A 25,702-nucleotide genomic window follows, 5' to 3' on the forward strand; every position below is an offset into this window, starting at 1 on the left:
TCCAGCACCTCTCTTACAACATTCAAGCTACCTCATTCCTGATGATAGCACTCTAGCCCGGCCAATCTGCACGCTGGAGTTTCAATAGGCTTCACCGCATAAGTAGGGAAAAGCTCCCACTTTGCAAGCAGATATTCGGATCGGGCTTAACCGAACACTTTGTGATTCACTTATGGCATGGGTAAGAGTTCCACTCGATAGAACCGTTGCGGCACGATTTCGAGAGGCGCCTCAGCAGAAGTTACGGAACCGAGTGCGCTGATGCGTCCACCCAAGTCCTGCCAGTTGGCAGCAGACAAGTCATCCGTGTATTGCAATTGATATTCCCGACCAGGAACTGATTCCCATGTGATGGTTACGAATGCTCCGTTACCATGAATCGCGGTGATCACTGGTGGAGGAGCGGTAACGGTCAATACGCCCGATAGAAAAACAAACGAGTAATTATTGTCACTACCGCCCGACACAGTTATCGGATATGATCCCGCCGGGCTGCTGGTTGTGGCGGCCGTCGTGGCAATGGGCAAGCTGTCCAAGACACCAACGTCTTCACCATTGACAAAGCCCGAATAGCTGATCGTCAACGCCGGATTCGCTTCTCCAAATCCACGGACCTGATCATCGGCCTTCACTGTCAATGGAGCTTTCCTCACCGTCAGTAGGCTCGCCGTCGCCGTCACGTTATAGTTCGGATTCGAGCCCAGCGTCACCGTGATCAGATACAGTCCAACCCCCGACCCTTCCGTCGCCGTCGTCGTCAGTGTGTAATCGAGCACCTCATTCCCCACCGCCCCCGTCACTACCGCGTCCAACACCGGGTTCGCCGTCCCGTAAACCTTGCTCTTCGCATTGGCCACCACCGTCAGTCCCTTCGCCGTGATGTCCGCGCTCAACCCCGGCGGCGTCAGCGTGTAGTTCCCCGCAGCCGCCCCCGTCAACGTGTAGCCCGTCGTCGTGATCGCAATCCCCGTCCCCACACTGGCGCTCGCAAACGTATACACCGGCGTGCCGCCCAACGTCACCACGTCCGGACTCACCACGCCGTTCAACGCCGCCGTCCCGCTCGCGCTCGCGCTCGCACTCCCGTCATACACCTTGTTCACCCCGCTCAAACCCACCACCGTCAAAGTCCGTGGCGTGATCTCCCCTCCCGCTACTGACATAAAGGTGTAGCTATAATTGTTGCCGCCATTCCCGTCGTTGACCAACCCCGATGGGATTAAGGTCCTTCCGGTCCCTACGTTCCGATTGTCGAAGGTCTGTGTAAACGTCGCCGTCTGTCCGTTGACCAGACTACCCGTAGTGATCGTCGGCGTTCCAGTCGAACCGGTTGTTCCGTCGTAAACCTTGCTGTCATTCACTGCAGTTACTGTCAGTGCCTGCTTTTCGATCGTCAGAGTGCCGGGGACGAAAACGACCAAGTACTTATCAGAAGTAAGGCCGGAAGCGGTGACCGCATATTCGCCAACCGGACTGGTAGAGGTTGCTGAAGTGGTCAACGTCAGAGCGCCATCCAACACACTCGGATCGTCACCGTCAATGAAGCCACTATAACTGGCGGTGAAACTTGGATTCGCTGCGCCGTAGGTCCGGTTGGCATTATTGGCAGTCACTGTCAACACCGGTCCCACCACGATGGTCATCTCATTGGTGGCGCTCAAGGATTGCTCATTTACCGCATCGGGATTGTAATCGGTAACCCGGACTTGAACCGGATAAGACGCTCCAGCTTGGTTGATGGTTGGGGTCCATTGAATCAACCCCTCCGAACTGACGGTCAATCCGGCCGGTCCGGAAACCAGGTCATAATTAAGCCCATTCGCTGGTTGATCGGAGTCTGTCGCCGTCACCAGGGTGCTCCACGGCATTAAAGCCACGATGTTCGTGGTTAAAGTTGTTTCAAATGTTGGCGCGCTGTTAACTTCTGAAACGACCACCGTAAAGCTGTTTGTGGCAAACAATGGCGACACCCCATTGTCCGTAACCACGGTGGTAAGGACATGAGTGCCGGGACCCTGGGCCTCGGTCGGAGTCCAGGTGATCACCCCATCGGCATCAATGGATGCACCTGCAGGCGGATCAAGCAAAGCGTAGGTGAGCCGCTTGGGCGCATTGGTAACGACTACCTCAAGAAGGTAGTAATCTGCATTGGGAAACCCGCCCGGCGACCCCCCGGTCCAAAGTGCGAGGCACGCATTTGTGAGTGTGCGATTCAAAGTCCCAATCGTTTCCCAGTTCGCATCATCAAAAGAATACAGCCCGGTAAAATCATCGGTGACGGGATCGCGATCCAAGCGCATGAAAAGATTGGTCACGGAACTTACACTCGCATGAGTCGCAAACGGATTGCCATTAAGCTCACTGACGATAGGAATAATTTCAGTTCCTCCATAGGTGTCGTTGTAAGCAAGACCAACATGCACCCAGTTGTCGTCATCCTGGTAGGCCGCCAAGTGAACTTGCTGGTAATTTTGGGTCGGCGCAAGCGACACATTTAGCTTCATGGAAACCCAATTGGACGACAAGGAGCGAAAGAGGCTGTTCCGCGTGTCATTTGCCGATTGCCATAAATCCCCCTCATCAACCGGAACCCGCAGTGAACCAGGATGGAGGGCCTGATCGTACGACACTACGGCGCCGACAACTTGTTCGGTATCCCGCGGCAAGCCATCGGGCGCCTTGGCGATAAAGCTCCACCCATCCGCCAGCAACGCTGCACGGCTGGCATAGGTAAAATTAATCAAATTTGTTGTAAGCGAACCGATATTTGCGGGATCTGATATTTCTGGATCGGTGGCGGTATTGGTTACAGTAAGCGTGGTCAACTCATTGATTACGCGATCGGCCTGCTCCGGCAAAACTAACGGACTCGTTAAAACCACTACCGTAAACTGATTGGTAGCGCTCAGACTGGTGGCATTTACCGCAGTAGGATTGACATCAGTAACTACTGTCGTGAATAGGTTGGTACTCGGCACCTGTCCAGCCGAGGGAGACCAAGTAATGATGCCAGCGGAATTGATGGAAGCATTCGCCGGTGCGGTTAGCAAGGCATAGCTGAGCGAATTGGCCGGAAGGTCAGCATCCGTGGCGGTATTAACGACTTGCACCAAAGCTTGACCAATCGAAATGCGATTTGCCAGGGAAGGTAGAATCGGAGTTTCATTCCATTCATCAACGGTTACCGTAAAACTGTTGGTGGCGCTGCGGGAGGGAAAACCGTTGTCAGTAACGATTACCTGAACCGTATAATTTAAGCCGCCGCAGGTCTCATCCGGAGTCCAGGTTAATATTCCGTCCGGGGTCATGTTCATTCCAGCAGGAACACCAGCCCCCAAACTAAAGGTCATGGCGTCGCCTTCGGGGTCCACCGCCGTATTGGTAATGGTGAGCAATTGCCCCTCCGCAATCACCACATCTGCATTGGCTGCAAGCACGGGCGGTAAATTAGTTGTGGAGGGTAAAGTCAGGACCACCTGCTGTGGGGTCGTCGTCATCACGGTGTCCCAATAGAGCATCGTGTTGTCTCCAACAGTCCGGGTCGTGTAATTCGTCGTACTGATTCCGTTCACGGTCAAATTTGAAATCACTCCGACCCCGCCCAGCGACACTGCTAGCGTCACGGTGTCGTTCGTACCGATTGCACTTTCGAAGCTCCGCATACGTGACGCTGCAATCGGTAGGCGATAGCAATCAAAGCGAATCTCCCCTACCGTCTCCTGGTAGTCCGAAATTACCGTCCGGTCTCGCTGATAGATATACTTTGTAACCGCACCGATCGAGGAAACCCAGATGTCCTTACCGACTGAATATGCCACCGCTCCATCGTCGTTGTCGTAACCGTGGAAGACCAAGTTGGCCCATTTACCCTGCGCAATTGCCGCATCCACCACGGTCTTTAAGTCAGCCGGGTTGTCCGGTGCGGCGGCGTTGTAATCATGCGGATCGTGTTCATGCGAATTGAAACTCTTCAACTCCATGAAATCAGACGGCGTCGGATCCTCCAATTGATTGATATTATAGCCTCGAATTGCAAGGAAGTATTCACCGGCCCGCCCTCGCATGTCTCCGTTGGCTATCCCACAAGGCCAAGCCAGGGTGATGATATCGGCGGCGGGTTGGATTGTTGTCGCCGCCAAGCCATTGATATTGGCCTCAAGCTCATAAAGCAGATTGGAACCTTCAAAAATCATGCAGAGGTGATCCACTAAGTGACACCCCAACTCCATTCCGTTCGTATAGTAGTCGTTATAGTATGATGGCGCAGTTGTATCATTCATTATATACGTGCCGCTGTAGCCATTGTCCCGCAACAGACCGTACATAGCGTTCCCTCCATCATCTACCGAGATGCTTAACGCACCACTCTTACCGTCCTGCCATGCAGGCAATGTCACCCGTGACTCTGGGTTAACCACGAAACTGACTTCCAAAGCTTGCGGATTGTTAGCCGCACCGGCAGCAACAAACTGAAGTGTCGCTTGATATACGCCCGCCGCCAATCCAGTTGCATTTACGGAAGCGTTGAGTTCCGTGGTGGTTAGTCCATTCGTGGCGGTCAGCGTCAACCAGGTTGGGAGATTGGTGACACTCCAGGCTAAACGCTGCGGACCGCGATGGTTAACGCGGAATTTCTGGTAATTGGTTGAAGTTTGTCCCGCTACCGTGCTAAAGACAAGTTCCGTCGGCTGCAACGCAAGCGAGGTCACCACATCTGTATCGGCGGTTATAATCTGCAACCGCCGCAAGTCAGCATTGGGAAAATCGCCGAAAGATCCCCCTACCCAAATGCCTAAACGCGGATTGAGCAATCCTTGCGTCACACTGTCCAAGGCCACCCAATTTGTCCCGTCCAGCGAATAAAAACTGCTGATATCGCCAAACTGCAAGTCTCGATCAAGACGCAGATGCAAATTCGTCGCCGTAACGGACAACGCAGCCAACGTCTGTGGCGCACCGTTGATCTCGCGGGTAAAACCCACATGTTGGTCCGCCGGGTAACCGCAGCCTCTTCCGACCTCAATATAATTGTCATCATCCTGGTATATCATCAGGTTGGCCTGCTGGTAGGGTTGCGTTGGGGCAAAATTTATCTCCAGCCGCACACTCATCCAGTTGGTCTCCAGGTCGCGAAAGATTGTGTTCCGGGTGTCGTTGCCCGAGGCCCACAAATCTCCCACATCCGCCGGGACGCGCAAGTAACCGGAATGCAATAGTTGGTCATATGAAACGTCAGGCGGAACCGTGCCGCTGGTAATTTCGGTATTGCGGGTGGTCCCATCCGGGTTACGAGCCAAAAAATCCCAACCGGCGGTCAAAAATGTCGCCCGATTTGCATAGGTGAAATTAATCGTGTTCGTGGTTTGACAAACGGCGTTAAGCACCCCAAGGGTAAAACATCCGACCGTCAACATGGATTTGATCAAATATCCCCAAAACAATGGATGGAGAGGACATTTAGTTTTGACGAAGACAGACTCTTTTCTCCAAATAAACATAAATAATCGCATCAAAATTGATCTTAATTACTTGCTGAAATCGCAGATAATTCCACTTGTGAGGCCAAAAACATTCTTAAAACTTCGGAATTACAACACCATCCATGACAACCAAGTGAGGTTTGCAACAAACCATTGCTCACTATACGCGGATTTGACGACTCTGCATATCCTCTAAATACGGAAGGGTTACCGTGATGCTACGGAATCTTTACCGGAGTTGTTGCAGAAGACGGTCTATTCCTCCATTTCCGCCACTGACCTCGAAGCAAATACAGTGCTTTATAAAGTCTGCTTGGCAAAACACGCACACTGCACCGCAAGGCGCAGCGGAGGTGGCCTTGCCTAGCGGTCTGAAAGATCACCCCGAACCGAGTGGAAATATCCCGGCTTTCCATCATCCGCAACTCCACGGCATAGTAACGTCGAATACGAAGCGCCTCCGTCACCAACGAGTCCCGCTCCGCCGAGGTGATGCGCCCATTTGAGCAAAGCACCTCGATATCGGAAAGCATCGTGTCGTAAGCCGCCACGCTTTGTCGATTGACCCAAAGTAGCCTCCGTTCCCGATGCTCAAACGACCGGGTATCATCCCACCCGACAAAGAACGACATATTGTGTTCATGCCGTCGGTATTTCACCAGCGGCCGATGGACATAGAGCAATTCGCCTATCGCCAAAGTCCGGAAAGACAGCACCAAATCTTCGAGATCCGATTTTAAGGGACCGAAATAACGAAACAACTCTGGCGAAAACGCATGAGCACATCCGTTCACAACGGGCTGGGATGAGGATAAAAACTGGAATAAGCTCCCCACCAAGGGCCAGCAAAGACGATCATCAGCACAATCACCGCGCAATCCACCAACGCCCTGAACCTCGCCATTGATAAAAATAGTCGTGTAGCTTGAAAACACCGAAGTCGCCCGGCGGCCTGACTTTTCCCAAGCTTGATGGGTCACCTCGGCTCGCTCGGGCACTGAAATGTCATCGCCGGCCTGAGCGATTACTAATTCGCCCGCGCATAGTTCCATCACGCGATTGAGATGTCGCCCCATGCCGAGGTTCGAATCGTTCCGATTAAGCCGGACCGCATGCGGTCCTTTGTAGTGAGCCACTGTTTGACGGATAACCTCAAACGTCCGGTCTTTGGAGGCATCATCGGAAATGATGACCTCCAAAGGAGAATAGGTCTGTGCTAAAGCGCTTTCAACCGCTTCGCGAACGAGTTTTTCCTGGTTGTAAGTTACAATGACAAAACTGATCAAAGGCTTGTCCATAAAATCCTGGGCAAATGAAGTCACCGATTATTCAATAGCGATTCTGCACCAACCCTGCCTTGAGCCAAAAACCATTCAATCACTCATTTTTAGCTATGGCGGCTATGCAATCGTCTGAAAGAGTATCAAACCTACATCCTGCCACCATTTGTAGCAACCGCACCAATAGCTGACTATTATCACGAGTAACCTGAGCTTCTAGGATTGAACTATTATTTTGAATTGAAGGGTAACCACCCTCCATCACCGAGTTAGCCGATTCCACGAATACTTAACTCTTTGACGGTACAAGCAAGGTATGAAGATCCGGGTATTACTACCTAGTAAATTTCCCCACCACAGTTTCGCCAGCGACCAATTCATCGCCTTCTTTGACATCGAGCAATGGGATTACATTGACAGGCAGAAACAGGTCCACTTGGGAGCCAAATTTGATCATCCCTATGCGCTGGGCGATATCGAGCTGTTGTCCCTCTCTGACATAGGCTTCGATGCGCCGAACGAGGCGTGATGCAATCTGAACAAGCGCAACTTGAAATTTTCCGTTATCAAAGAGCATGGTCTGCCGCTCATTGACATTGATGGCCTCGGGTATCCGCAGCGACCAGAATTTACCTGGTCGATGTTGGGCCAGAATCACCTTGCCGGCAATAGGCGATCGATTGATGTGGACATCCGTGAACACCATTGAAATCCCAACCTGCCAGAGTTCCTGTGCAGCAAGTGACGATTTTTCCAGTTCATCAAGATGGAGTTGAGCCCCTTTCTTATCGCACCGCAGCACGCTATTGGGCGACAGTTTCCGAATATAAACAATCTTGCCATCCGCCGGCGACACGACGACGGCCGGATCAGGAGGTGGCGTACGTTCCGGATCGCGGTAAAAGCGCCACGCGATGAAGCCAACGTAGAACGCAAGTTGCACGGCGGGCACGGCGAGGAAAATCACACTTTGCGGCCAACCGGCCCGGTTTATCAAACAGCCGACGGCGATGCCGCAGGCAGCACCCACACTCAGCATGAGCGCAGTGAAGCGGGGCTGAATGCACCACTTCACCGATGCCGCCCAAAGCACGGCCACTCCGACCGCCGCTCCGCCACCAATAATTATCCAATCATTCATAAGACTTTAATAACCGCGTTTGATCATGAGATACGGCACCAACGCCCATTGCAGGAAGAACGGCCACGGATCTCCTTTACTCCATTCACAACATATTGTTTTCCCGCGCAAGCTGCGTAAATAACTTCCAACACTCAACTCCTTTCGCCGCCACAAATCCACAGCCACAGGAATATCTGTGACGTGCTTCACCCAGCGCCAGCCGTACTGCGGTGTAACCGGTGTAACGGCGTGACCAGCGAGCAAATCGAAACACATTTTTGGCAGATTGCCAACCACCGGTGAACCGAGCGAATGCCAGCCCCACGAACGGGCATTGACTTCAAAAAATTTCAACCTCCCGTCGCGGGGGTCGCGTTTCCACTCCACTTCGGCCAACCCGGTAAAGTTCAAAATTTCCATCACGCGACGACTTTCTTGCTCCACTTCCTGGTCGTGTTCAGCTGTCACGTAAGTGCTGGCCCGTCCAAAATCCGGCGGATGCTGCCGCCGACGGCACGCGGTGAACGCCGCTACTGGCTGTCCATTATCGAACAATCCCGCGTATGACCACTGATAGCGGCCATCACCAGGAACAATCTCCTGATATAATAATTCATCCACCGGCACTTCCGCCAGCGGGCCGGCGAGCACCGCCTCCATTTCTGCAGCCGATTCCACCCGGATGGCTTTGGCCTTACAATGCTGGCTGTAATTGCGCTTGAACGCCGGTTTAATGATGAGCGGAAACGGCAGGTCGCCGCCCGGACGGTCAGCGCGCGATTGCGGTGCGAACGAGGTGGGGGTCGTCACGCCATGTTTCAGACACCATTCGTAATTAGCGCGCTTATCGTAAATCAGCCGATATTCGTCCCACGGCAATCCGCCGGTGCGGAAAAATTCCTTCGCTTCCTTGAAATGCAGCGCGATTTGCCGCACCTGTTCGTCATCGGTCGGAATAAGCGTCCAACCGAGATAATTATTTTTTTGAGCCAGCGCCACGAGCCACGGCCAGAACTCGTCGCTGATGTATTTCGGCGAACCGTGGAACGGACAGCGATAGCGCGAAAAACGCGCCACGCCCCAAGTATCCTGATCCACGAGCGTGCAGGGAATTTTTTCCGCGCGCAACTGCCGAAGCAGCCCCAGCGCTTGATATTCCCCACCCAAAACAATCACCCCCGTCAAGCTATTCATCTTTTGAAGTATGCGCAAGTTTCTACCGCCAACATCAAGACTTTCGGCTAACTTAAGAGTATCCCTAAAACGAGACGACGCGAAAACAGAGCAATACTCCCTTACGGTAATCTCTCTCTTTGGCCGTCGTTAAGGTCATTGCGCCGTAAGCAAGCGCAAGTCTGACGGCGGACCAAGAACTGTGTACGCAAACCCGCTTACCGTGACCAGCGTACCATTGCCTCCCGTTAAGGTTACAAGTTGCGAATAGCTACCCGCCGCCGTCGGACTATAGCGAACGGTGACTATCTGACTCTGTCCGGCCTTCAAATTGTATGTTCCTCCTGAAATAACGCTGAATGGCGCTGACACTGTGGCTTTTCCTGTCAAAGTATCTCCACCTGTATTCTGTACTGTAAAAGAGAGGTCACTCGTAGCTCCCACCGCAACCGAGCCAAAATCTCGACTGTCGGGCACCGCGGAAACTTCAGCTTTCGTATCCGAGCCACGGCCCCCGCCGCCATCGTCACCGCCACCGCCTTCACTGCCGTATTCATACGCGCCAACCGTCCACGTTGTTCTTGTCGCGCCGTTCGGGTCAGTGTTCCAGTTAGTTCCCAAATTGCTGCCCGTGACATTGCTGGCGGGACGAAAATCGCGGCTCGAATAATTCACAAAAAAACTGGTGTTCGTGGTGAGGTTGTTGGCTTGCGTAATGCCCGTCCCGCCGTTCTCCAGATTGATGCTCGCCGAGACCAAGACGTTATTTTTAATCTCGATGCCGCTTGTAATTGCTCCGCTCATCGCCCGCACCGAACCAACCGGCAGATTCACAAAGGTGTTGTTGTAAATCTTCATATTTGATTGCGTTTGCGGATCGCGAAATTCAATTCCGCGCGCGACTCCTACGCCGTCATAAAACACGTTGCCGTAAATCTCCCAGCCCGTAGTGCTGCCGCCAAAATACAAGCCCTCCACGTTGTAATTGTGAACCTTGTTGTAGCGAAATGTTCCGTAACGACTCGCCACCCACCAGATGTTTCCGTGATCTTCGCCCACTTCGCGACTGTCGCACAATTCGCTGTATTCAACGGTCATGTAATCATTGCCGGTGCTGTCCTGAAAAAAGGTGGTGATGCCGTGCATGTAGCAATGACTAACCAGCATGTGCGAGGTGTCGTAAGAGCCGCTGTTGCCGTGAGCGTAAATGGCATAAAGCCACGGGCTTGAGCCGCTGTCGTAATCGCCGCTACCGCCCGGCCCAGCAAATTCAATGTAACGCCACGCGCAATAAGGATGATGCCCCGTATCCCAATAGGTGTAGTCAATTGAAGTCTGATGCCAGGTTGTCGTAATCTTGAACCCGATCTGGCGCGGCATGGTTGGGCTGTAACCGCTGACATCGTAATAACCGCCGTTGCCGCCGGGCGGACTGTCAAAATCCCATGCCGAAAATTCGGCCATGCCGTCTCCATAAGAATCATCCCAGCCAGTGCTGGTGCCGTGATCGGCTGCGGTCGCTTTCTTGATATAGATATACGTCGAACCCGACCGCGCATCGTCGAACGTGTAACTGCCATAGCTGCCATCGGCAACATAGTAGGTGTCACCACGAACCAAAGACGCGGGCAAGTTGGTGTAGGCATTCGCCCAATCGTTGCCGGTCTTACTGCCCGCGCCTGCCCCTGCCCGCACGTAATGATTCGCGGCGGATGCCGTAAACGTCGCGAGCAGAAACAAAAAAGTTAAGAACCGGGAGGTTTGAAGTATGTTTGCTTTCATTGTTACATCAAGACTAGGAATTGTCAGCACTCCCTCTTTCATGGATCATCAACCAATATTCTCAGGTTGGTCGGAGGATCTGGCAATACGGTGGGTGGCTGATTGCCTCCACCGTTCGCGCCAAATTGAAACGGCCCCAAGTCCCACGCACCCGCAGCCGGCCGAATGTTGCCATCAAAATCCACATTCGACATATTGGCATCACCGCTCAAGTTCATACCCTTACCGATCAAACTACTTCCTGCCTGCAAACGGAAATCACCCGCCGCCGGATCCGCAAACTTGCACGCGGCTTCAGTCGTCACGAAATCTCCCGTGCCGCCCCACATCGCATCCGTACGGTTGAAAGCGTTGTAACCGTAGGACGGACTCTTTCCCAGTTCACAGTAGGAATCCACCAACACGTTGTTGTAATAACGTCCGCGATTCAAGCAAGGGTCGGCGATGATGAAGAGCGGGTACTGTCCGGTGCCAGTTTTGTAGAGCAAGTTATTGTAGAAGCGAAAATTATCCGTGCTGATGACCGGCCACGCCTTGCAATTGTTGAAAATATTGTTGCGAATGGTCCAGTACCCTTCCTTGTCCGGATTGCAATTGACGTTGTCCGGCGTGCCTTTCAACTGAAACGTCGCCTGCGACGAGTTTACGAAGTAGCAGCGTTCAATCACATTGCTCCAGATCTGCGAACCCGTCCACCACGTTTGAAAAATGTCCGCGTGGGGACCGTTGCCCGGGTTGGTACAGTTGGAAAACGTGCAACTTGTGAAAAGATTGTTAATGCCCCAAACCCGGAACAAGTCCCGATCCTTCATGTTGTAAAAAAACATGTTTGAGACCACGCAAGAGTTCGCGTTCACCATGAAAATGACGGCATCGTAAGTATTGATGGAGGCGTAATCGTGGATTTTATGATCGGCCAACAATGAGTTGTTGCCGCGGATGGCGACCAACGCATGCCCTTCCCCAGTTGGCGTATAAGGAGACTGAATGTCAAAACCTCGAAAAATAGTGCCGCTGCCAGAGAACACCAACGTTCCGGAAGTTGCGTTACCCCGAATGGTCAGCGTCGAAGCACCATTGCCCAAAACGGTGATGTTAGGTGTCGAACAGGTAAACGACGACGTAATTGTCCAGTCTCCTGAACAATTCAACACGTCTCCTGGCGCGAGCCGTGAGAGCGCGGTGGTAAATGATCGCCAAGCGGTAGCGGGCGTATCGCCGCTGTTAGCGTCATTCCCTACCACCGAATTGACATAGTTGGTTTTTGCTGGAGCCAAAGAACAACTAAAAATCAAAGCTGCTAATACAGCAACGGTTACGCTCGCGCCTTTCGTCCAATAGGCTGAAAAGTCAGTCCTGTAACCAGACATATATTCAAACAGTATCGCCAATTTATTTCCAATTGAACCGCTGTGGTAATGACTTACAACGAGTTCATCACGCGTCCACGCAAACCAAAGCTGGTTCCATACCAACACCTCAAAAACCTGTGTTACACCACATGCCACTTAAAAATCTACGCACCCTTCCCAGTCAGCAACCATCGCAAGCAAACAAAATGCTCTCTAAGCTTATGGTTTCCATTCCGATCCGAAAGCCCCAAGCTCAAGGCGAAACGTGCCACCAGGCGAATACCATGATACAGGAGAGCCAGCACATAATAGGTGCATTGGCCAAGCCCGCCATAGTGCTTCTTCCAATACTTTAAGTTCGCCCGGAGCATCTCGATGCTGTAACGCAGCGGCGCATTGGCCGAACTGCCGCCGCCAAAATGCGTCGCGGTGGCCTGCGGCACATAAACATTCTTCCAGCCCGCGTCACGAAAACTTTTGCACCAATCCAAATCCTCAGCGTAAAAGAAAAACCGCTCATCCAGTCCGCCCACTTTTTCCACGGCACTGCGCCGCACCAACCAGAAGCAACCGCTTAAAACTTCCACTTCACCGAGGTGGTCATAGTTCCAATGCCGCAGTTCAAACCCGGAGAAAAGCGGATGGCGCGGAAACACGCGATCCAGCGCCAGCACGGAACAGGTAAGATTCCAGACCGAAGGCAGCCGCCGACATGAGCGCTGCAACAGGCCATCGCCGCCGGTGATTCTCGGCCCCACCAAACCCGCGCTGCTGTGGCTTTCAAGATAATTGGTCAATTCCTCAAAACAGCCTGGGTGTACAACAACATCGGAATTGACCAACGCCAGATACGAACCAGTGGCGTGCTTGATGCCGAGATTGTTGGCGCGCGCAAAACCCAGATTCTGTCCCGCGCGGATCAACGTCACTTCCGGAAAACATTCCTGCACCATGTCCGGCGATCCATCGGCGGAAGCATTGTCCACCACAATGATTTCCTGCACCAAGCCCCCGCCGTTCTCGCGCAGGGAGATCAGGCAGTTTCGCAGGTGATGCTGCGCGTTCCAACTAACAATGATGACCGAGATTGGGCTCATGAGCTTGAGCTGTCTGTGGAGGGTCTTTAACAATCACGCGGGCGGACGGACCAACGATGAATTTTGCCGCCTGAAAGGAAGCAATCGCTCCCAACAGAAAATAGATGTAAACGATTGACTGATCAAAGTAAGCCACCGAAAGAAAAGTGGTCGCGTGGCCGAACAGCGTGGCGCCTGCGGTCCAAATTAAAAATCGACGCTCAAAGGGCGCTTGCTTATCCCGTCGCAACGCGCGACCAACGGCGGCAAAAGCACTGGCCAGAATGCCAATGAACAGCAACATCAACGGCAAACCGCCCAACACGCCAAATTGAAGGTACTGGTTGGTGATGTCGGTGTGATTCTGACTCCAATAAACACCCGTCGGCATCCAATGCCGTGTAACATCCGTCCCTACTATCCACCATTCTCCCAGGTGCTGGATGGCTGCCTCGATCAATGCCGCCCGATGCCAGCCGGTGCTGCTACCGGTAAGATCAATTTTGGCGAGTAAATAGTACACCGGCGCCTGCATTACCAGACTCAACAACACGACCATTCCTATCGCACCCCAGCGCACGACTTTCATCTGTTTCCGCACCAACCATAACGCCATGCCAAATAAGATAATCATCATCGTCATAATCGGTCCGCTCGAAGCGCTTGCATAAACCATTGCCGCCGTGACCATCCCGCCTATGATCGCCACTTTTCTATCTTGCCACCAGCAACCGAGTACCAAGGGCAGACAGGCGGCCCCGACCGTTCCGGCCAGTATGGGATGGGCAAACGGGCCTTGCGCTCGAACCTTTCCATCGCGAACGGTGATTTCCAACGGCATGCCGCCCAGATAAGCAAACCAGTTATATCCTCGCAGCTTTTCCCAGAGCAAAAGAACCGCCAGCGGAACCAGTATGATGATCATCGGTTTGCAAAGCCGCCTGAAATCCTCAAAGTTTTGCAAGAATATCCGAAACAGAAAATAAATGAGAGCATTGTCAAACACGTAAGCCGAACGCAGAATCAGTGTGCCGCCCACATCCTTATGAAACAAACCACTACACACCACCCACACACCCCACGTCGCCATCAGCCGATCCATCGTCTGCCAACCTCCGGCGATACGCTCTTGCTTTATCATCACGCGCAAGCAGCCCACCATCGCCATGATACGCATCTCGGTGAAATTCAAACCGCCGATGTTCAACGCCTGTCCGGTCGTCATGTAAGTCGTTGCAATTAATAACGGCAGCGACGCCCACCGCCGCGGCAACATGTACAAGTAGTACGCACAGACGAGCGTTACAATAAAACCAAGGAGATTCATGAACTAACGCCCCCGCGCTGATTGAAATTTTTTTCTTGCCCTCAAGCTGTTTGACAAAGTGAACAGCTCAAGAAAAGGATTAAGAGGGAAGGCTCCTCTCAGTGGCCTCGCTTGAACAAGCGTTGCATCTGCTCGCGACGGATAAAGCGGACGAGCTCCGCAGGCACATTTCGCTTTCTCCGGCTCAAGCAGCACCACGTATAACCCGCAAATCGCAGAAAAGACGCGAGAAAGTAAGGCCGCTCAACACAGCGGTAAGCACATTTGGCCATTTCAAACAACGGATGGTTGCCGAGCGCATATTCGCGCACGCCCATCAGCCACGTCCGACGGACTAGGTTTCCTTCACTGATATTACGCGGCTTCAGGTGGTCAACTACGATTTCACTGAATGTTTGCGTTTTGAAACCATGCATTCGGGCTTGCACACAAGTAATCGTATCCCAGCCACCTTCTGGCACGGCCACTAATCCGCCCAGCGCTTCGAAGCATTCCCGGCGAAAGAATTGCACCGCACCCGCCACTTCCTTTAACGACTGCGGGCTGGGATGATAGCGTCCCTCGTAGAAATCAACCACCAAACCACCCGCGAGACCGAGCTCCGGATCGTCAGCAAACCGCTGCAGCATCTCCTCGTAGTAATTTTTGGGGAATCGGATGTCGCCGTCTAGCAGTCCGATGAACTGATAGTCCCGCGCCTTGATCACGGTCAAACCGGATTCAACTGCAAAAACAACAGAGGCAAAATTTCTGTCGGGGCGGCGGGTTAGTCGAAGCAAACGGATAAAGTCGTACTCCGCTGCATACTTCCGGACAATTTCGTCAGTCTTGTCAGTGGACTCATCGCTCACAATCACCCACTCGATCGGACGAACCGTTTGTGCAATGACCGACTCGATCGTGATGCCAATCGTCGCCTGCTCATTGCGCACCGGAGTGATAAGCACGTAGGTGAAATTTTTCATTTTGAAAGGGCGCGATACCAGCGAATGTTAACGACAATCGAGCACGATAATTCCCGCCTTCATTTTACCACCTGCTTCGGTTCAATTCACGGATTGGCCGCTACCAGCGACTGGCCATTTTGCTTCCGGCTCGCGCGTTTGGAGGAGGCAAGCAACGAATCCACCAGCGCCAAATACTCCGGCTTGCGATTATTCCAACTGTGTGTTTCGGCATAAGCAAAAGCTCGTTCCACCATGCCGCGCCGCAGTTCAGCATTGCTCAAAACTTCATACATGGCTTCAGCCATTGCATCCGCGTTGCCCGACTCAAAGAAACGCACCACCGAATCATTGAAATAATAGCGATCAATTTTAGTCGCCGAAATGACTACGGGCACGCCCACCGCCATGAACTCCATGATCTTCGTGCTGTAGGCTTCGTTGCCGAAAGAATCCGCGCGCTTGGGCACAACGCCCAAATCCGCGTGAGCCATCAAGTCGGCCACCTGTAGAAGCGGAATTTCCTCGGTGAATCGCACGGCGTCCTGCAACCCCAAATCTTTCGCCAGTTGTTGCAGTTCCGCCGCCATGTTGCCGTTACCGTAAATATGGAATTCGACTGTCGGCATCCGACGCCGGAGTTTGGCAAAGGCGCGAATGGCAATGTCCAAACCTTGGTGCCACTGCAGGCCGCCCGGGAAGATGACGACGGGGCTTTGGTTAGGTGTTTTTTCGGGCGCGGGTTTGAACACGTTGCGGTCCACGTTGTTGATGAACACCGAGCATTTTTCTCGCGGCGCCGAGCGGGCGATATAACGGTCGAGCCAAAGATGATTGCCGAGAATCACATGGTGGGAAAAAGCGGCGGAAAGTTTTTCCGCCCATTTCAAGGCCCGCACCAGCAGGCTGCCATCGGATTTCCGAAACTTGTTGCCGAAGAACTCCGGCAAAATGTCATGCACGTCCAAAATTACCCGCGCTCCCGTCAGTCGCGGCAGCCACGCGGCGAACACCACGAAATCCGGCACGTTGTGCGCGTGGACGAAGTCGTAGCGGCGGCGCAAATGCCGCCGCGAAACCTGCCCTGACGTAACGAGCAGAAAACGCAGCAACGGGAAGAGATACGAGGCCTTGGAATTGCTGCGCTTGGCGGCGCGGTCCTGCACCCGGATCAATTTCACTCCGTTAATCATTTCCTCGCGGGGCATCTCCGGTTTGGCGCGCAGGGCGAAAACTTCCACTTCGTCCCCGCGTTGAGCCAGCGCTTCAGCGTAACGGATTACACGCGTGTCGCCTTCATAAAATGAATGCGTCATCATGCATACTCGTTTGGGTGTCCGCGTTAGCGACAACGCGGGCGTTGACGTTGGCTGGCGGGGTTTGAACTTGGCGCAATAGTCCGCCACTTCGCGGGGCAGAGCGTGCCAGTATTGACCCGCGTATCTAGTGTGGACGTATTCAAGCAGTTCCGCGTAAAAGGCCGATGGAAATTCAAAGGCCGAACCGTTACCGGCGGCGAACTTCACGTAATCGGGATGAACATTCACCAACACCATGCCACCGTGCTGCGCGACCCAGTCGAGTTTTTGTTTCCAGAGTGCGATACTTTTCTCCCGCAAGAACAGGAACAGCGTTGAATCCTGAACAAGCGTGTAGGGCAGTTCCATGTAACCACCCTGACCGTCCACCTTTTCCACCCAGAACGGGTAAATAGTGTTCATGCCGTCCGGCTGCGGCTCGAACGGATCCGCGTCAAATGTCGAAAGATCGTAGCGGATGTTCAACTGTTGCTGCCATTCAAGGTTATGAAACATGAATCCGGCGCGAAAACCAACGGCCCCCCATTCCTTGAGGTATTGATTGATGCGCGGCGACTGCGCCTGGAATGATTGGTAGCTCCGGAACAACGACCCGTCATGGTGTAAATCGTGAACGCCCACTTCAAAACCCAGCTGCTCCAACTCCTGACGAAACTCGCGGGTTACGCGATATTCACCTTCGGGAATAAAGTTGAACGAGGAACGGAATCCGGATTCCATCTCCAAATTGGCCAAGGCGCGACAACGGTCGAGACCCTTCTGTCCCTCCACGTCATGCGTGAGAACGAAGGCGAATTTTTTTCCCTGCGGCCAGCCGGGCCAGTTGGCGGGTGGTGTTTCCGTGCCGGATTTGACCGGCCAGATGCCAGCGGAGCGCGCGCGGGTGCGTTGAGCGACGTGCCGCCGCAGCGCATACCGCACGCTGCGCGGCAGCAAGGGTTTGATGGCGTAATATAACGCCAACAAGGGCGACCCACGCGATGATAATGTCGTCGTCATGTTAGTTTCTTAAATTTGAATTTCCTTTCATCTCGCGCAAGTTCACGTGGACAAACTTCGTCCCGGTCAGTTCGCACTGCGAGTGCGAACCGGAGACCGAAAATAAGATGACTTTACGCACAAAGTGAATTTGATTCAGCGAAGTCGCATCAGCAATCATCGCCGCTGGCGCTTCGATGTCAGCACTGAAGGTGCCGTTCTGCCAGACTTGACGTTTAGTCCTGGGTTAACCACTCGGGTACGGGATTGTGGAACTTGTTCAGAACCGCCGTCACGTTCGCCCGCGATTCCCGCATCAACCCACAGGCGTAGCGAGCCGCATAGTCTTTGGTCTTACCCGCTTCCAGCACAAATAACACAAGGTCCATGCGACCAGCCATGCGCGCCGAAATACTGGCCGGGGCCACGCAGGCCATGTCGAAAACAATATATTCGTACGCTTCCGCCTTAAGTTTGGGCACGTAATCGTCAAAGTCCGGCGGCAACATGTCGGCCAGACGGTCGCTCGTCCGTTGGTTGCCCCGATGCTTGGTCATCGAAAGAGACGGGGGGTTGTTGGCCCCTTCATTGGCATCTGTTTCGACTTCAAAAGATTGCGAAGGGCCGTAGCCGGCTTTGCCTTTGTAAAACGAATAAGTTGTTCCCGCCGCGGAGGTCCAATCCACCAGCAAGGCGGTGCCGCTACCGGTGCGAGACAAGGAAGCGGCCAACCCGCTGGCGAGAGTGCTGACGCCCGCTCCATTCGTGCAGGCGGTCACCCCCACCAGCTTGGGATAAGTTTCAAATTTTCTCGCCTCAAAGTGGGTAATGACGCGCTCCCGCAAACCCTCAATGTGAGTTTGCATTTTCTGGTCCGGAGTCCAACCCGCCAAGGCGGAGCCGCTCTGAGCTTCCTCGGGTTGCGGTTTCATCACTTTTAATTTTTTATGCGAAGACCAACGCAACAAGCCGGAAGCGCGGCGGATGTCCGGAATGGTTAACAACAGCGGAATCCGCAACTGCCGGACAATTTGCGACGGACGGCGGACCGCCCGATCCAGGACCAAGCCCAGGAGAAACGATATTCCAAAGCCCATGCCAACGCATCCAGCAAAGCCGGCGCCCACTAATTTAAACAACTTTTTCTCGTTCAACTTGGGCGGGGTGGGCGATTGCATTTTCTGCATGTTGGCCATGCCGCCCTGACCACTCTCCTCCTTATTCGCCTTTTCGAGAGTGGCGCGATAAAATTCATAATCTTCCTCTGCAGCTTTGCGCATGCGTTCCAGTTCCGAAACCTTGGGTTCAAGCTCCATCAGGCGGAAGGCTTCCTGCTTAAGGTTGGTCAACATCAATTCATCCGCCTGCACGGTCCGGGCGAGTCGCTCGATGGCCTGTCGTTCCATTTCCACCGTGATTACCGGCGCATTACTGGACGTCCCGTCCGTCACTCGCGGTCGGTCCGCGACGTAGTTGGTCAAGGCGGCGTGTTGCGTCTCCAGTGACAGTTTCTGCCGAAGCAATTCCTGAATTTTAATGTCCAGCTTCAAGACCGACGGATGATTCGTGGTCAAATCATCCACGACAATGGCTCTTTGGCGGGCTTGTTTAACTCCTTGAATCTGAGCCAGCAACTCCGAGTAAGAATCCACCGTATCCTGGGTCAACTCCGCTTCAACGACCGCTGGCCCCGGCGTCTCTTTCGCGGTATCCCGCCCGGCCTGGAGTCGGGCCAGTTCTATCTGGGCGTGCGACAACTGGCTTTGCAGTTCGGTGTACTCGCGACTGATCGCGGCCTGTCGTTCGCGCAAGTCCGGTACTCCGGCCTGGGTGCGCAACTCTTTTAATTGTTTATCAATTTCGGAAATCTTTTTCGCCGCAAGCTCCACCTGTTCCACGTAATTGCTGGTATCTCCAATTCGCAAATTATGGTGCAGGCGCATGTACGCATCCACCACACCCTGTAACAGCGGCTGAACCAGATCGGGATCACGGTGCGAGAGCGTCACGCTCATGTACATGGCGCGAGGCGGGGCCACGGTCAGACCGCCGGCAATCACTCCAGCCGCCTCCAGAAGATTCGTCCCCCCACCGTATCGGGCCAGCACCTTTTCCGGCGTAAAACGTTTGGCCACCGTTATCGCAGTATCGAAACTCTTGAGCATTTCGATTTCGGTATTGATGACCGTGTCGGCGCCAAAAATAGTGGGCGTCACATCCGTCTCGCGGTCCTTGGGATTAACCGGGGTCAAGGAAACCACGTACGGAATATAGATATTGGCCGTGGATTCGTAGTTGGGCGGGCGCACGATCCAGATGGCCACGGCCACCACCAGCCCCATTAGTACGGAAGCCAGCACCACGAACTTGTAGCGAAACAAAGTGTATAAAATATCACTAAGCCCGATACTGCCCTTGGGCATCTCGGCATTTTCGCCGCCATCCTGTGAATTTGATTCCATGCGCAACTTCGACCGTGATCCAGCCTGAGTGACTCAATTGGGCCGTTCGGAGCGCGTCTCCATAACGCCCGGAACCGCCGACCAACAAAACCACGCCTCCTTGATTATTAGCTGTTTCCAGCAGGGAAATCCGACTTCTGATTAATCCATCCGGGCCGTACCAACGCTCAATGCACTCGCTCGGTTCGGAGGATGCGGGCTGGATTACCAGCCACCACCGCTCCGGCGGGCACATCTTTCGTCACCACACTACCCGCGCCGATGATAGCGCCTTCACCAATCGTAACACCACACAAAATGGTGGCGCCCGAACCAACCGAAGCGCCACGTTTCACCCGCGTGACATCGCATTTCCAATCGGCTTCCGTCTGCAGTTGCCCGCCAGCGTTGGTAGCCCGGGGAAAGCGGTCGTTGATGAACGTAACGCCGTGCCCAATGAAGACCTCATCTTCGATGGTCACGCCTTCGCAGATAAAACTGTGGCTGGAAATTTTACAACGTGCGCCAACGTAAGCGCCTTTTTGAATTTCAACGAAGGTACCAATTTTGGTGTCATCGCCGATCGAACAACCGTAAAGATTGGTGAACGCAAAAATTTTAACGCGTTGCCCCAGTTTTACGTCGGCAGCGATCCGCTGGTACGATGGGTCGGAGGTACTCACGCTCCCAACGCGTTGTGCAATCCGGCGGCCGCGCCGACGCGGGCCTTACCACTTTTACCATCCGTGCTTGATTTCGAACTAAAACCATTACGCGGACGATTTCCGGTGACTTGCGCAATGGAGATCGCCTGCCCCTGTTGCTGCAACGAAGTGCTTGAAGCTTCCAGAATGCGCACCACTTCCAGCCCGGATTGGCCGCTGGTAATCGGCTTTGCCTCGCCACGGATGCAGTCCAGGAAGTGCTGACATTCCAGTTTTAGCGGTTCATCTTGTTTAATGTATGGCACGTATGAGTCACCGTAATGGTAGGAATAGGTAAATTCGGCGAATGTGTCATAATGGGCTGGAACTTCAACCCGCGCGTCGTAAATCTTCAATTTCTCCAACGGCTCGGTGTCGTCATAAACGATCATGCGGCGCGACCCCACGACCGTCATTTGCCTGATCTTCTTCGGGTCCAACCAACTATTTTGAACAAATGCGCACCGATTCTTTTTGAAGGTCAGATACATCATGGTCACGTCTTCGATATGACGGTTCACATGACTGCTGCCCTGACACGAGACGGACTGGGGTTGCTCATCCAGCAAATACAGGATGATGGAAATATCATGCGGGGCCAGATCCCAGGCCACATTGATATCTTTTTGAAACAATCCCAAATTCAGCCGGCGCGCCGAGATATACTGAATTTCTCCAATATCCCCCGCATCAATGATTTCTTTCATTCGGCGAACAGCGGGCGAAAAGAGGAAGGTGTGGCCAACCATCAAAATCAACCCATTCTGTTCGGCCAACGATACCAACTCTTCCGCCTCGATCACAGTGCGGGCCAATGGTTTTTCGACGAATACGTGCTTCCCGGCAAGCAAGGCGGCTTTTGCCATTTCAAAGTGGAAACGCACCGGGGTCGCAACGACGATTGCATCCAATTCTCCATCTTGCAGCAAATCGCTGAACTGCGTGGTGGTGGCAACGTCTTGATGCAGTTTGCGCATGTGTTTCAAACGCGACTCGCTGGCATCACAAATGACCTTCAGCTCGCAGCCAGCCGCTTGACGCAAATTTCGGATTAAGTTCGGTCCCCAATAACCACACCCCACGACCCCCACCTTGATGGCTTGTTTCATAGCTTTAATAAATGGCAATGCACGGATTTTGCAATCCTTGGTTGGGACAGCTTATTTCGCACCAAAACGAGAAACCGCCACTGCGGAATGGATCGGCACAGCCGTGGTAATTCGTGCTGCTTGGGATTCGCCGCGGCGCGCAACTCGTTGATCCCGGCACTGCTGAATGAGTGCGGGCAAAGTTTTGACCATGATTTTCAAGTCCAACCAGAGACTCATCCGCTCCGAATATTCAATGTCGAAATGGATCATCTGGTTAAAAGTGGTACGGTTTTTTCCACTTACCTGCCACAGTCCGGTCAGTCCGGGAACGGCGTCAAAGCGGCGCTTTTGCCACGGTTCGTACATTTCATACTCGTAGCGCACACAGGGGCGCGGTCCGACAAGGCTCATCTCCCCCCGCAACACATTGATAAGTTGTGGCAACTCATCCAATCCGGTGGCGCGTATTATCCGACCCAAGGGAATAATGCGGGAATCTTTGCCGGCATCCAGCTTGGTCATGGGCGCATCTGATTTGATCAGACTCGTTGTGTACCCCTGATGCGAAGCGGTCTCCGCCCCGACGCGCATGGTGCGAAACTTAAAGCAAACGAACCGTTGTCCTTTGTAACCGATTCGTTCCTGGCGAAACAAAACCGGACCGCGAGATCCCAGCTTGATCCCAATTGCGATCAGTGCGCCGACCAGAAGGGTAGCCGGGAGAGTCAGCAGAATAACCACGGCGTCAAGCAAGCGCTTCCACATCGGTGCGGCGCTATTGTTGACAGATCCATTTTCCACTGTTTGCTTTTGTTTCAAACCAACGACTTTCCGATTTTCGACATTCTCCATAATCTTCTGAATGTTGCTTGTCGCTTGCCTCCCTGGTGGGCAACCGAACAACACCAATCATTTTCCATTCAAATAAAATCGTTGCAAGTGGCATTGAATCAAAGACTTGGACATTCATTACGGAACGGCTATCCGGCTAACTACGGAGCGTTTCTTCGCCCGGATGGGCAGAGAAGATCGAATGGCAAGCTTACTGGGAAGTAGCGCAGATGAAGATTACGATTATTGTCGCACCGATACACGAAGCAACGCTTTCGGCAAGCGCAACCTAGACCACGAACCCCATGTCCGTAGTTCAACCGATGAACAGCGAAATTTTGTTCTACTTATGCAACACCGTCTTCACCCAGGTTTGGTTCTCCAGATACCAACGCACGGTTTCACGAATACCGCGCTCGAAGGTGTAGGCCGGCACCCAACCGAGTTCTTGTTGCAATTTGCTCGCGTCAATGGCGTAGCGACGATCGTGACCCGGACGATCTTTCACGAAAGAAATGAGGGCGCGCGTATTGCCGCCCAATTGTGGTGCCAATTCATCAATCAGATCACAAATGAGCTTCACAATGTTGAGGTTCGCCCATTCATTGTGACCGCCAATGTTGTAGGTCTCGCCGCTCTTCCCCCGATTTAAGACCAGCCAGAGCGCCTCCGCGTGGTCACGCACATACAACCAATCGCGTACGTTCATGCCGTCGCCGTAAATCGGGATCGGCTGGCGCGCCAACCCCTTCTGGATGACCACCGGAATCAACTTCTCCGGAAATTGAAAGGGACCGTAGTTGTTGGAGCAGTTGGTGATCACCGTGTTCAACTGATAGGTGTGGTGATAAGCCCGCACCAACATGTCACTGGACGCTTTGCTGGCTGAGTACGGTGAATTGGGCGCGTAAGGTGTAACCTCCGTGAAAAATCCCGTCGCCCCCAGCGAACCATACACTTCGTCCGTCGAGACGTGATGGAAGCGATGCTGGTCAAAATGTCCCGCCCAAAATTCGCGACACGCCTCCAGCAGATTAAACGTCCCCACGATATTGGTGGTGATGAAATCTCCCGGGCCGGTGATCGAGCGATCCACGTGCGATTCCGCCGCCAGGTGCATGACCTGCGTGATTCCATGCTGCCGCACGACGCGAACCACTTCGTCCTTGTCGCGCAGATCCACCTTCTCAAACACGTACTTGGGGTGACGCGAGACCGACGCCAGATTCTCCAAATGGCCGGCGTAGGTGAGACAATCCAGGTTGACCAGCTTTTCAAGCTCCGGTTTGTCAATGAGGTGATGAATCAAGTTTGAGCCGATAAAACCCGCTCCGCCGGTAATCAATAATTTCATGATAGATCTAAAACTTGGTGCAAACTGTGTTCCCAATCGGGCAGACGCAGCTCGAAAACTTTTTCCAATTTATCACAATTCAAAACCGAGTACGCAGGGCGGCGCACCGGCGTGGGATATTCCGCGGTGGTGATGCCTTCCACCTGGCGGCATTTCCGTTCCGACTCCGGCAGCGCTTCAATAATCCGCCGCGCAAATTCGTACCAGTTGGTTGAACCGCTGGCGGCCAGATGATAAATCCCGCGGAACTCCTGTCGCGCTTTGGAACGCATCACCTGCTGCGCCGCCTGAGCGCTGGCCTCGGCAATCATGCGCGACCAGGTTGGCGAACCGAACTGGTCCCGCACCACGCGCAACGTCTCGCGTTCACGCGCCAAACGGTGCATGGTCTGCATAAAATTCCGTCCGCGCGCGCCATACACCCAGCACACGCGAAACAGCAAATAATCCGCCCCGGAAGCGGCCACCGCTTTTTCGCCCTCCAATTTTGAAGTCGCGTAAACCCCCGAGGGAGAGGTGGGATCGGTTTCCACGTACGGCGTGGTTTTCGAGCCGCCAAACACGTAATCGGTGGAATAGTGGATCAACCAGGCCCCGAGCCGGCGAGCTTCGTCCGCCAGTGTCTCCGGCAGGGCCGTATTGATTTTGACGCACAAATCCTTTTCGGTCTCGGCCTGGTCCACCATCGTATAAGCGGCGGCATTCACCAGCAGTTGCGGCCGGACTTCAGCCACCAAGGTTCGAACCGCGCGTGCGTCCTCCAAATCAAGATCGGCCCGGCCCACGGCGACAACCTGACCCAAAGTCGCCAAGGTTCGCTGCAACTCCCAGGCAACCTGACCATATTTTCCGATGACCAAAATCTTCATGCTGAATATCGCCACCGGGCCATTAATCAAACAGACGTTCCCGGGGCAGGTCGTTTAATCGCGTCCCCCGTTGGTCTTTTTCAGAAAGTTGCGGGTGGGCCAGCGGCCAGGCAATTCCGATGTCGGGATCGTTCCAAAGGAGAGACAGCTCATTTTCGCGACTATAAAAATCGGTGCATTTGTAGGCAAACATGGCGGTTTCACTTAACACCGCAAAACCATGCGCAAACCCCGGCGGGATGTAAAACTGGAGTTTATTTTCCGCCGATAGATTCAAACCATGCCACCGCCCAAACGTGGGAGAGCTTTTGCGAAGGTCCACCGCGACATCAAATACTTCGCCCTGTAAAACCTGGACCAGCTTCCCCTGCCCTCTCGGATTTTGAAAGTGCAAGCCCCGCAGTATTCCCCGTTGTGAAAATGACAAATTATCCTGAACAAATTTCCATTTTAGCCCGGCGTCGTGGTAGCGTTGCTCATTCCAGGTTTCCATGAAGAAACCGCGCGCGTCTCCAAAAACACTGGGCTCGATGATCACCAAGCCCGATATGTCGCAGGTTGCAATTTTCATGTTCGTC

General features: G+C 53.5%; 17 protein-coding genes. All 17 read right to left on the reverse strand.

The window, feature by feature from the left end; genetic code table 11:
* Window positions 1-170: 170 nt before the first annotated feature.
* The 17 genes from M9920_00845 to rfbC all read right to left on the reverse strand — a co-directional run bounded on the left by M9920_00845 (window position 171) and on the right by rfbC (window position 25,695).
* On the reverse strand, window positions 171-5,498 hold the full coding sequence (locus M9920_00845) for a YDG domain-containing protein (GenBank protein ID MCO5050837.1): 5,328 nt from the start codon (window positions 5,496-5,498) through the stop codon (window positions 171-173).
* A gap of 200 nt (window positions 5,499-5,698) precedes the next feature.
* Complete coding sequence (locus M9920_00850) at window positions 5,699-6,778, reverse strand: glycosyltransferase (GenBank protein ID MCO5050838.1); 1,080 nt, start codon at window positions 6,776-6,778, stop codon at window positions 5,699-5,701.
* A 316-nt stretch (window positions 6,779-7,094) separates the two neighbouring features.
* A complete protein-coding gene (locus M9920_00855) occupies window positions 7,095-7,901 on the reverse strand; it encodes a phosphatidylserine decarboxylase (GenBank protein ID MCO5050839.1) in 807 nt (268 codons plus the stop codon).
* A gap of 6 nt (window positions 7,902-7,907) precedes the next feature.
* Window positions 7,908-9,077: a hypothetical protein gene (locus tag M9920_00860; protein MCO5050840.1), complete on the reverse strand. Its 1,170-nt coding sequence runs from the start codon at window positions 9,075-9,077 to the stop codon at window positions 7,908-7,910.
* 135 nt (window positions 9,078-9,212) lie between these two features.
* Entirely contained in the window at window positions 9,213-10,838 is a 1,626-nt protein-coding gene (locus tag M9920_00865) for a choice-of-anchor D domain-containing protein (protein MCO5050841.1), read from the reverse strand.
* Window positions 10,839-10,876: 38 nt separating this feature from the next.
* Window positions 10,877-12,115 (reverse strand): hypothetical protein, encoded by a 1,239-nt coding sequence (locus tag M9920_00870; protein MCO5050842.1) that lies wholly within the window; start codon window positions 12,113-12,115, stop codon window positions 10,877-10,879.
* Window positions 12,116-12,354: 239 nt separating this feature from the next.
* Window positions 12,355-13,287, reverse strand: a complete 933-nt coding sequence (locus tag M9920_00875; GenBank protein ID MCO5050843.1) for a glycosyltransferase family 2 protein — start codon at window positions 13,285-13,287, stop codon at window positions 12,355-12,357.
* Entirely contained in the window at window positions 13,259-14,593 is a 1,335-nt protein-coding gene (locus M9920_00880; GenBank protein ID MCO5050844.1) for a hypothetical protein, read from the reverse strand. Before M9920_00880 ends, M9920_00875 begins: the two co-directional genes overlap by 29 nt.
* A 98-nt stretch (window positions 14,594-14,691) precedes the next feature.
* Window positions 14,692-15,558 (reverse strand): glycosyltransferase family 2 protein, encoded by an 867-nt coding sequence (locus M9920_00885; protein ID MCO5050845.1) that lies wholly within the window; start codon window positions 15,556-15,558, stop codon window positions 14,692-14,694.
* A gap of 86 nt (window positions 15,559-15,644) precedes the next feature.
* Window positions 15,645-17,855: a glycosyltransferase gene (locus tag M9920_00890; protein ID MCO5050846.1), complete on the reverse strand. Its 2,211-nt coding sequence runs from the start codon at window positions 17,853-17,855 to the stop codon at window positions 15,645-15,647.
* A gap of 215 nt (window positions 17,856-18,070) precedes the next feature.
* The gene (locus tag M9920_00895) at window positions 18,071-20,296 is read right to left on the reverse strand and encodes a Wzz/FepE/Etk N-terminal domain-containing protein (GenBank protein MCO5050847.1); all 2,226 of its coding nucleotides are present in this window, start codon (window positions 20,294-20,296) and stop codon (window positions 18,071-18,073) included.
* A gap of 167 nt (window positions 20,297-20,463) precedes the next feature.
* On the reverse strand, window positions 20,464-20,958 hold the full coding sequence (locus M9920_00900) for an N-acetyltransferase (GenBank protein ID MCO5050848.1): 495 nt from the start codon (window positions 20,956-20,958) through the stop codon (window positions 20,464-20,466).
* Window positions 20,955-22,088 (reverse strand): Gfo/Idh/MocA family oxidoreductase, encoded by a 1,134-nt coding sequence (locus M9920_00905; protein MCO5050849.1) that lies wholly within the window; start codon window positions 22,086-22,088, stop codon window positions 20,955-20,957. Before M9920_00905 ends, M9920_00900 begins: the two co-directional genes overlap by 4 nt.
* Before the next feature lie 51 nt (window positions 22,089-22,139).
* Complete coding sequence (locus M9920_00910; protein ID MCO5050850.1) at window positions 22,140-22,976, reverse strand: sugar transferase; 837 nt, start codon at window positions 22,974-22,976, stop codon at window positions 22,140-22,142.
* 268 nt (window positions 22,977-23,244) lie between these two features.
* On the reverse strand, window positions 23,245-24,255 hold the full coding sequence (gene rfbB, locus M9920_00915) for a dTDP-glucose 4,6-dehydratase (protein MCO5050851.1): 1,011 nt from the start codon (window positions 24,253-24,255) through the stop codon (window positions 23,245-23,247).
* Entirely contained in the window at window positions 24,252-25,124 is an 873-nt protein-coding gene (gene rfbD / locus M9920_00920) for a dTDP-4-dehydrorhamnose reductase (GenBank protein ID MCO5050852.1), read from the reverse strand. The genes rfbB and rfbD overlap by 4 nt, the downstream gene beginning before the upstream one ends.
* A 22-nt stretch (window positions 25,125-25,146) precedes the next feature.
* Window positions 25,147-25,695 carry a dTDP-4-dehydrorhamnose 3,5-epimerase gene (rfbC, locus tag M9920_00925; protein ID MCO5050853.1) on the reverse strand — a complete coding sequence of 183 codons (549 nt, stop codon included), beginning with the start codon at window positions 25,693-25,695 and terminating at the stop codon, window positions 25,147-25,149.
* Window positions 25,696-25,702: the final 7 nt, after the last annotated feature.

Source organism: Verrucomicrobiia bacterium, from assembly GCA_023953615.1.
In the GTDB taxonomy this organism is placed as follows: Bacteria; Verrucomicrobiota; Verrucomicrobiia; order Limisphaerales; family JADLHS01; genus JADLHS01.

Coding starts and splice junctions, on each gene's coding strand:
- M9920_00845 (MCO5050837.1), bottom strand. CDS start 5,498: ATGTTTATTTGGAGAAAAGAGTCTGTCTTCGTCAAAACTAAATGTCCT.
- M9920_00895 (MCO5050847.1), bottom strand. CDS start 20,296: ATGGAATCAAATTCACAGGATGGCGGCGAAAATGCCGAGATGCCCAAG.
- rfbC (MCO5050853.1), bottom strand. CDS start 25,695: ATGAAAATTGCAACCTGCGACATATCGGGCTTGGTGATCATCGAGCCC.
- M9920_00850 (MCO5050838.1), bottom strand. CDS start 6,778: ATGGACAAGCCTTTGATCAGTTTTGTCATTGTAACTTACAACCAGGAA.
- M9920_00885 (MCO5050845.1), bottom strand. CDS start 15,558: ATGAAAAATTTCACCTACGTGCTTATCACTCCGGTGCGCAATGAGCAG.
- M9920_00860 (MCO5050840.1), bottom strand. CDS start 9,077: ATGAATAGCTTGACGGGGGTGATTGTTTTGGGTGGGGAATATCAAGCG.
- rfbD (MCO5050852.1), bottom strand. CDS start 25,124: ATGAAGATTTTGGTCATCGGAAAATATGGTCAGGTTGCCTGGGAGTTG.
- M9920_00880 (MCO5050844.1), bottom strand. CDS start 14,593: ATGAATCTCCTTGGTTTTATTGTAACGCTCGTCTGTGCGTACTACTTG.
- M9920_00855 (MCO5050839.1), bottom strand. CDS start 7,901: ATGAATGATTGGATAATTATTGGTGGCGGAGCGGCGGTCGGAGTGGCC.
- rfbB (MCO5050851.1), bottom strand. CDS start 24,255: ATGAAATTATTGATTACCGGCGGAGCGGGTTTTATCGGCTCAAACTTG.
- M9920_00890 (MCO5050846.1), bottom strand. CDS start 17,855: ATGACGACGACATTATCATCGCGTGGGTCGCCCTTGTTGGCGTTATAT.
- M9920_00865 (MCO5050841.1), bottom strand. CDS start 10,838: ATGAAAGCAAACATACTTCAAACCTCCCGGTTCTTAACTTTTTTGTTT.
- M9920_00905 (MCO5050849.1), bottom strand. CDS start 22,088: ATGAAACAAGCCATCAAGGTGGGGGTCGTGGGGTGTGGTTATTGGGGA.
- M9920_00875 (MCO5050843.1), bottom strand. CDS start 13,287: ATGAGCCCAATCTCGGTCATCATTGTTAGTTGGAACGCGCAGCATCAC.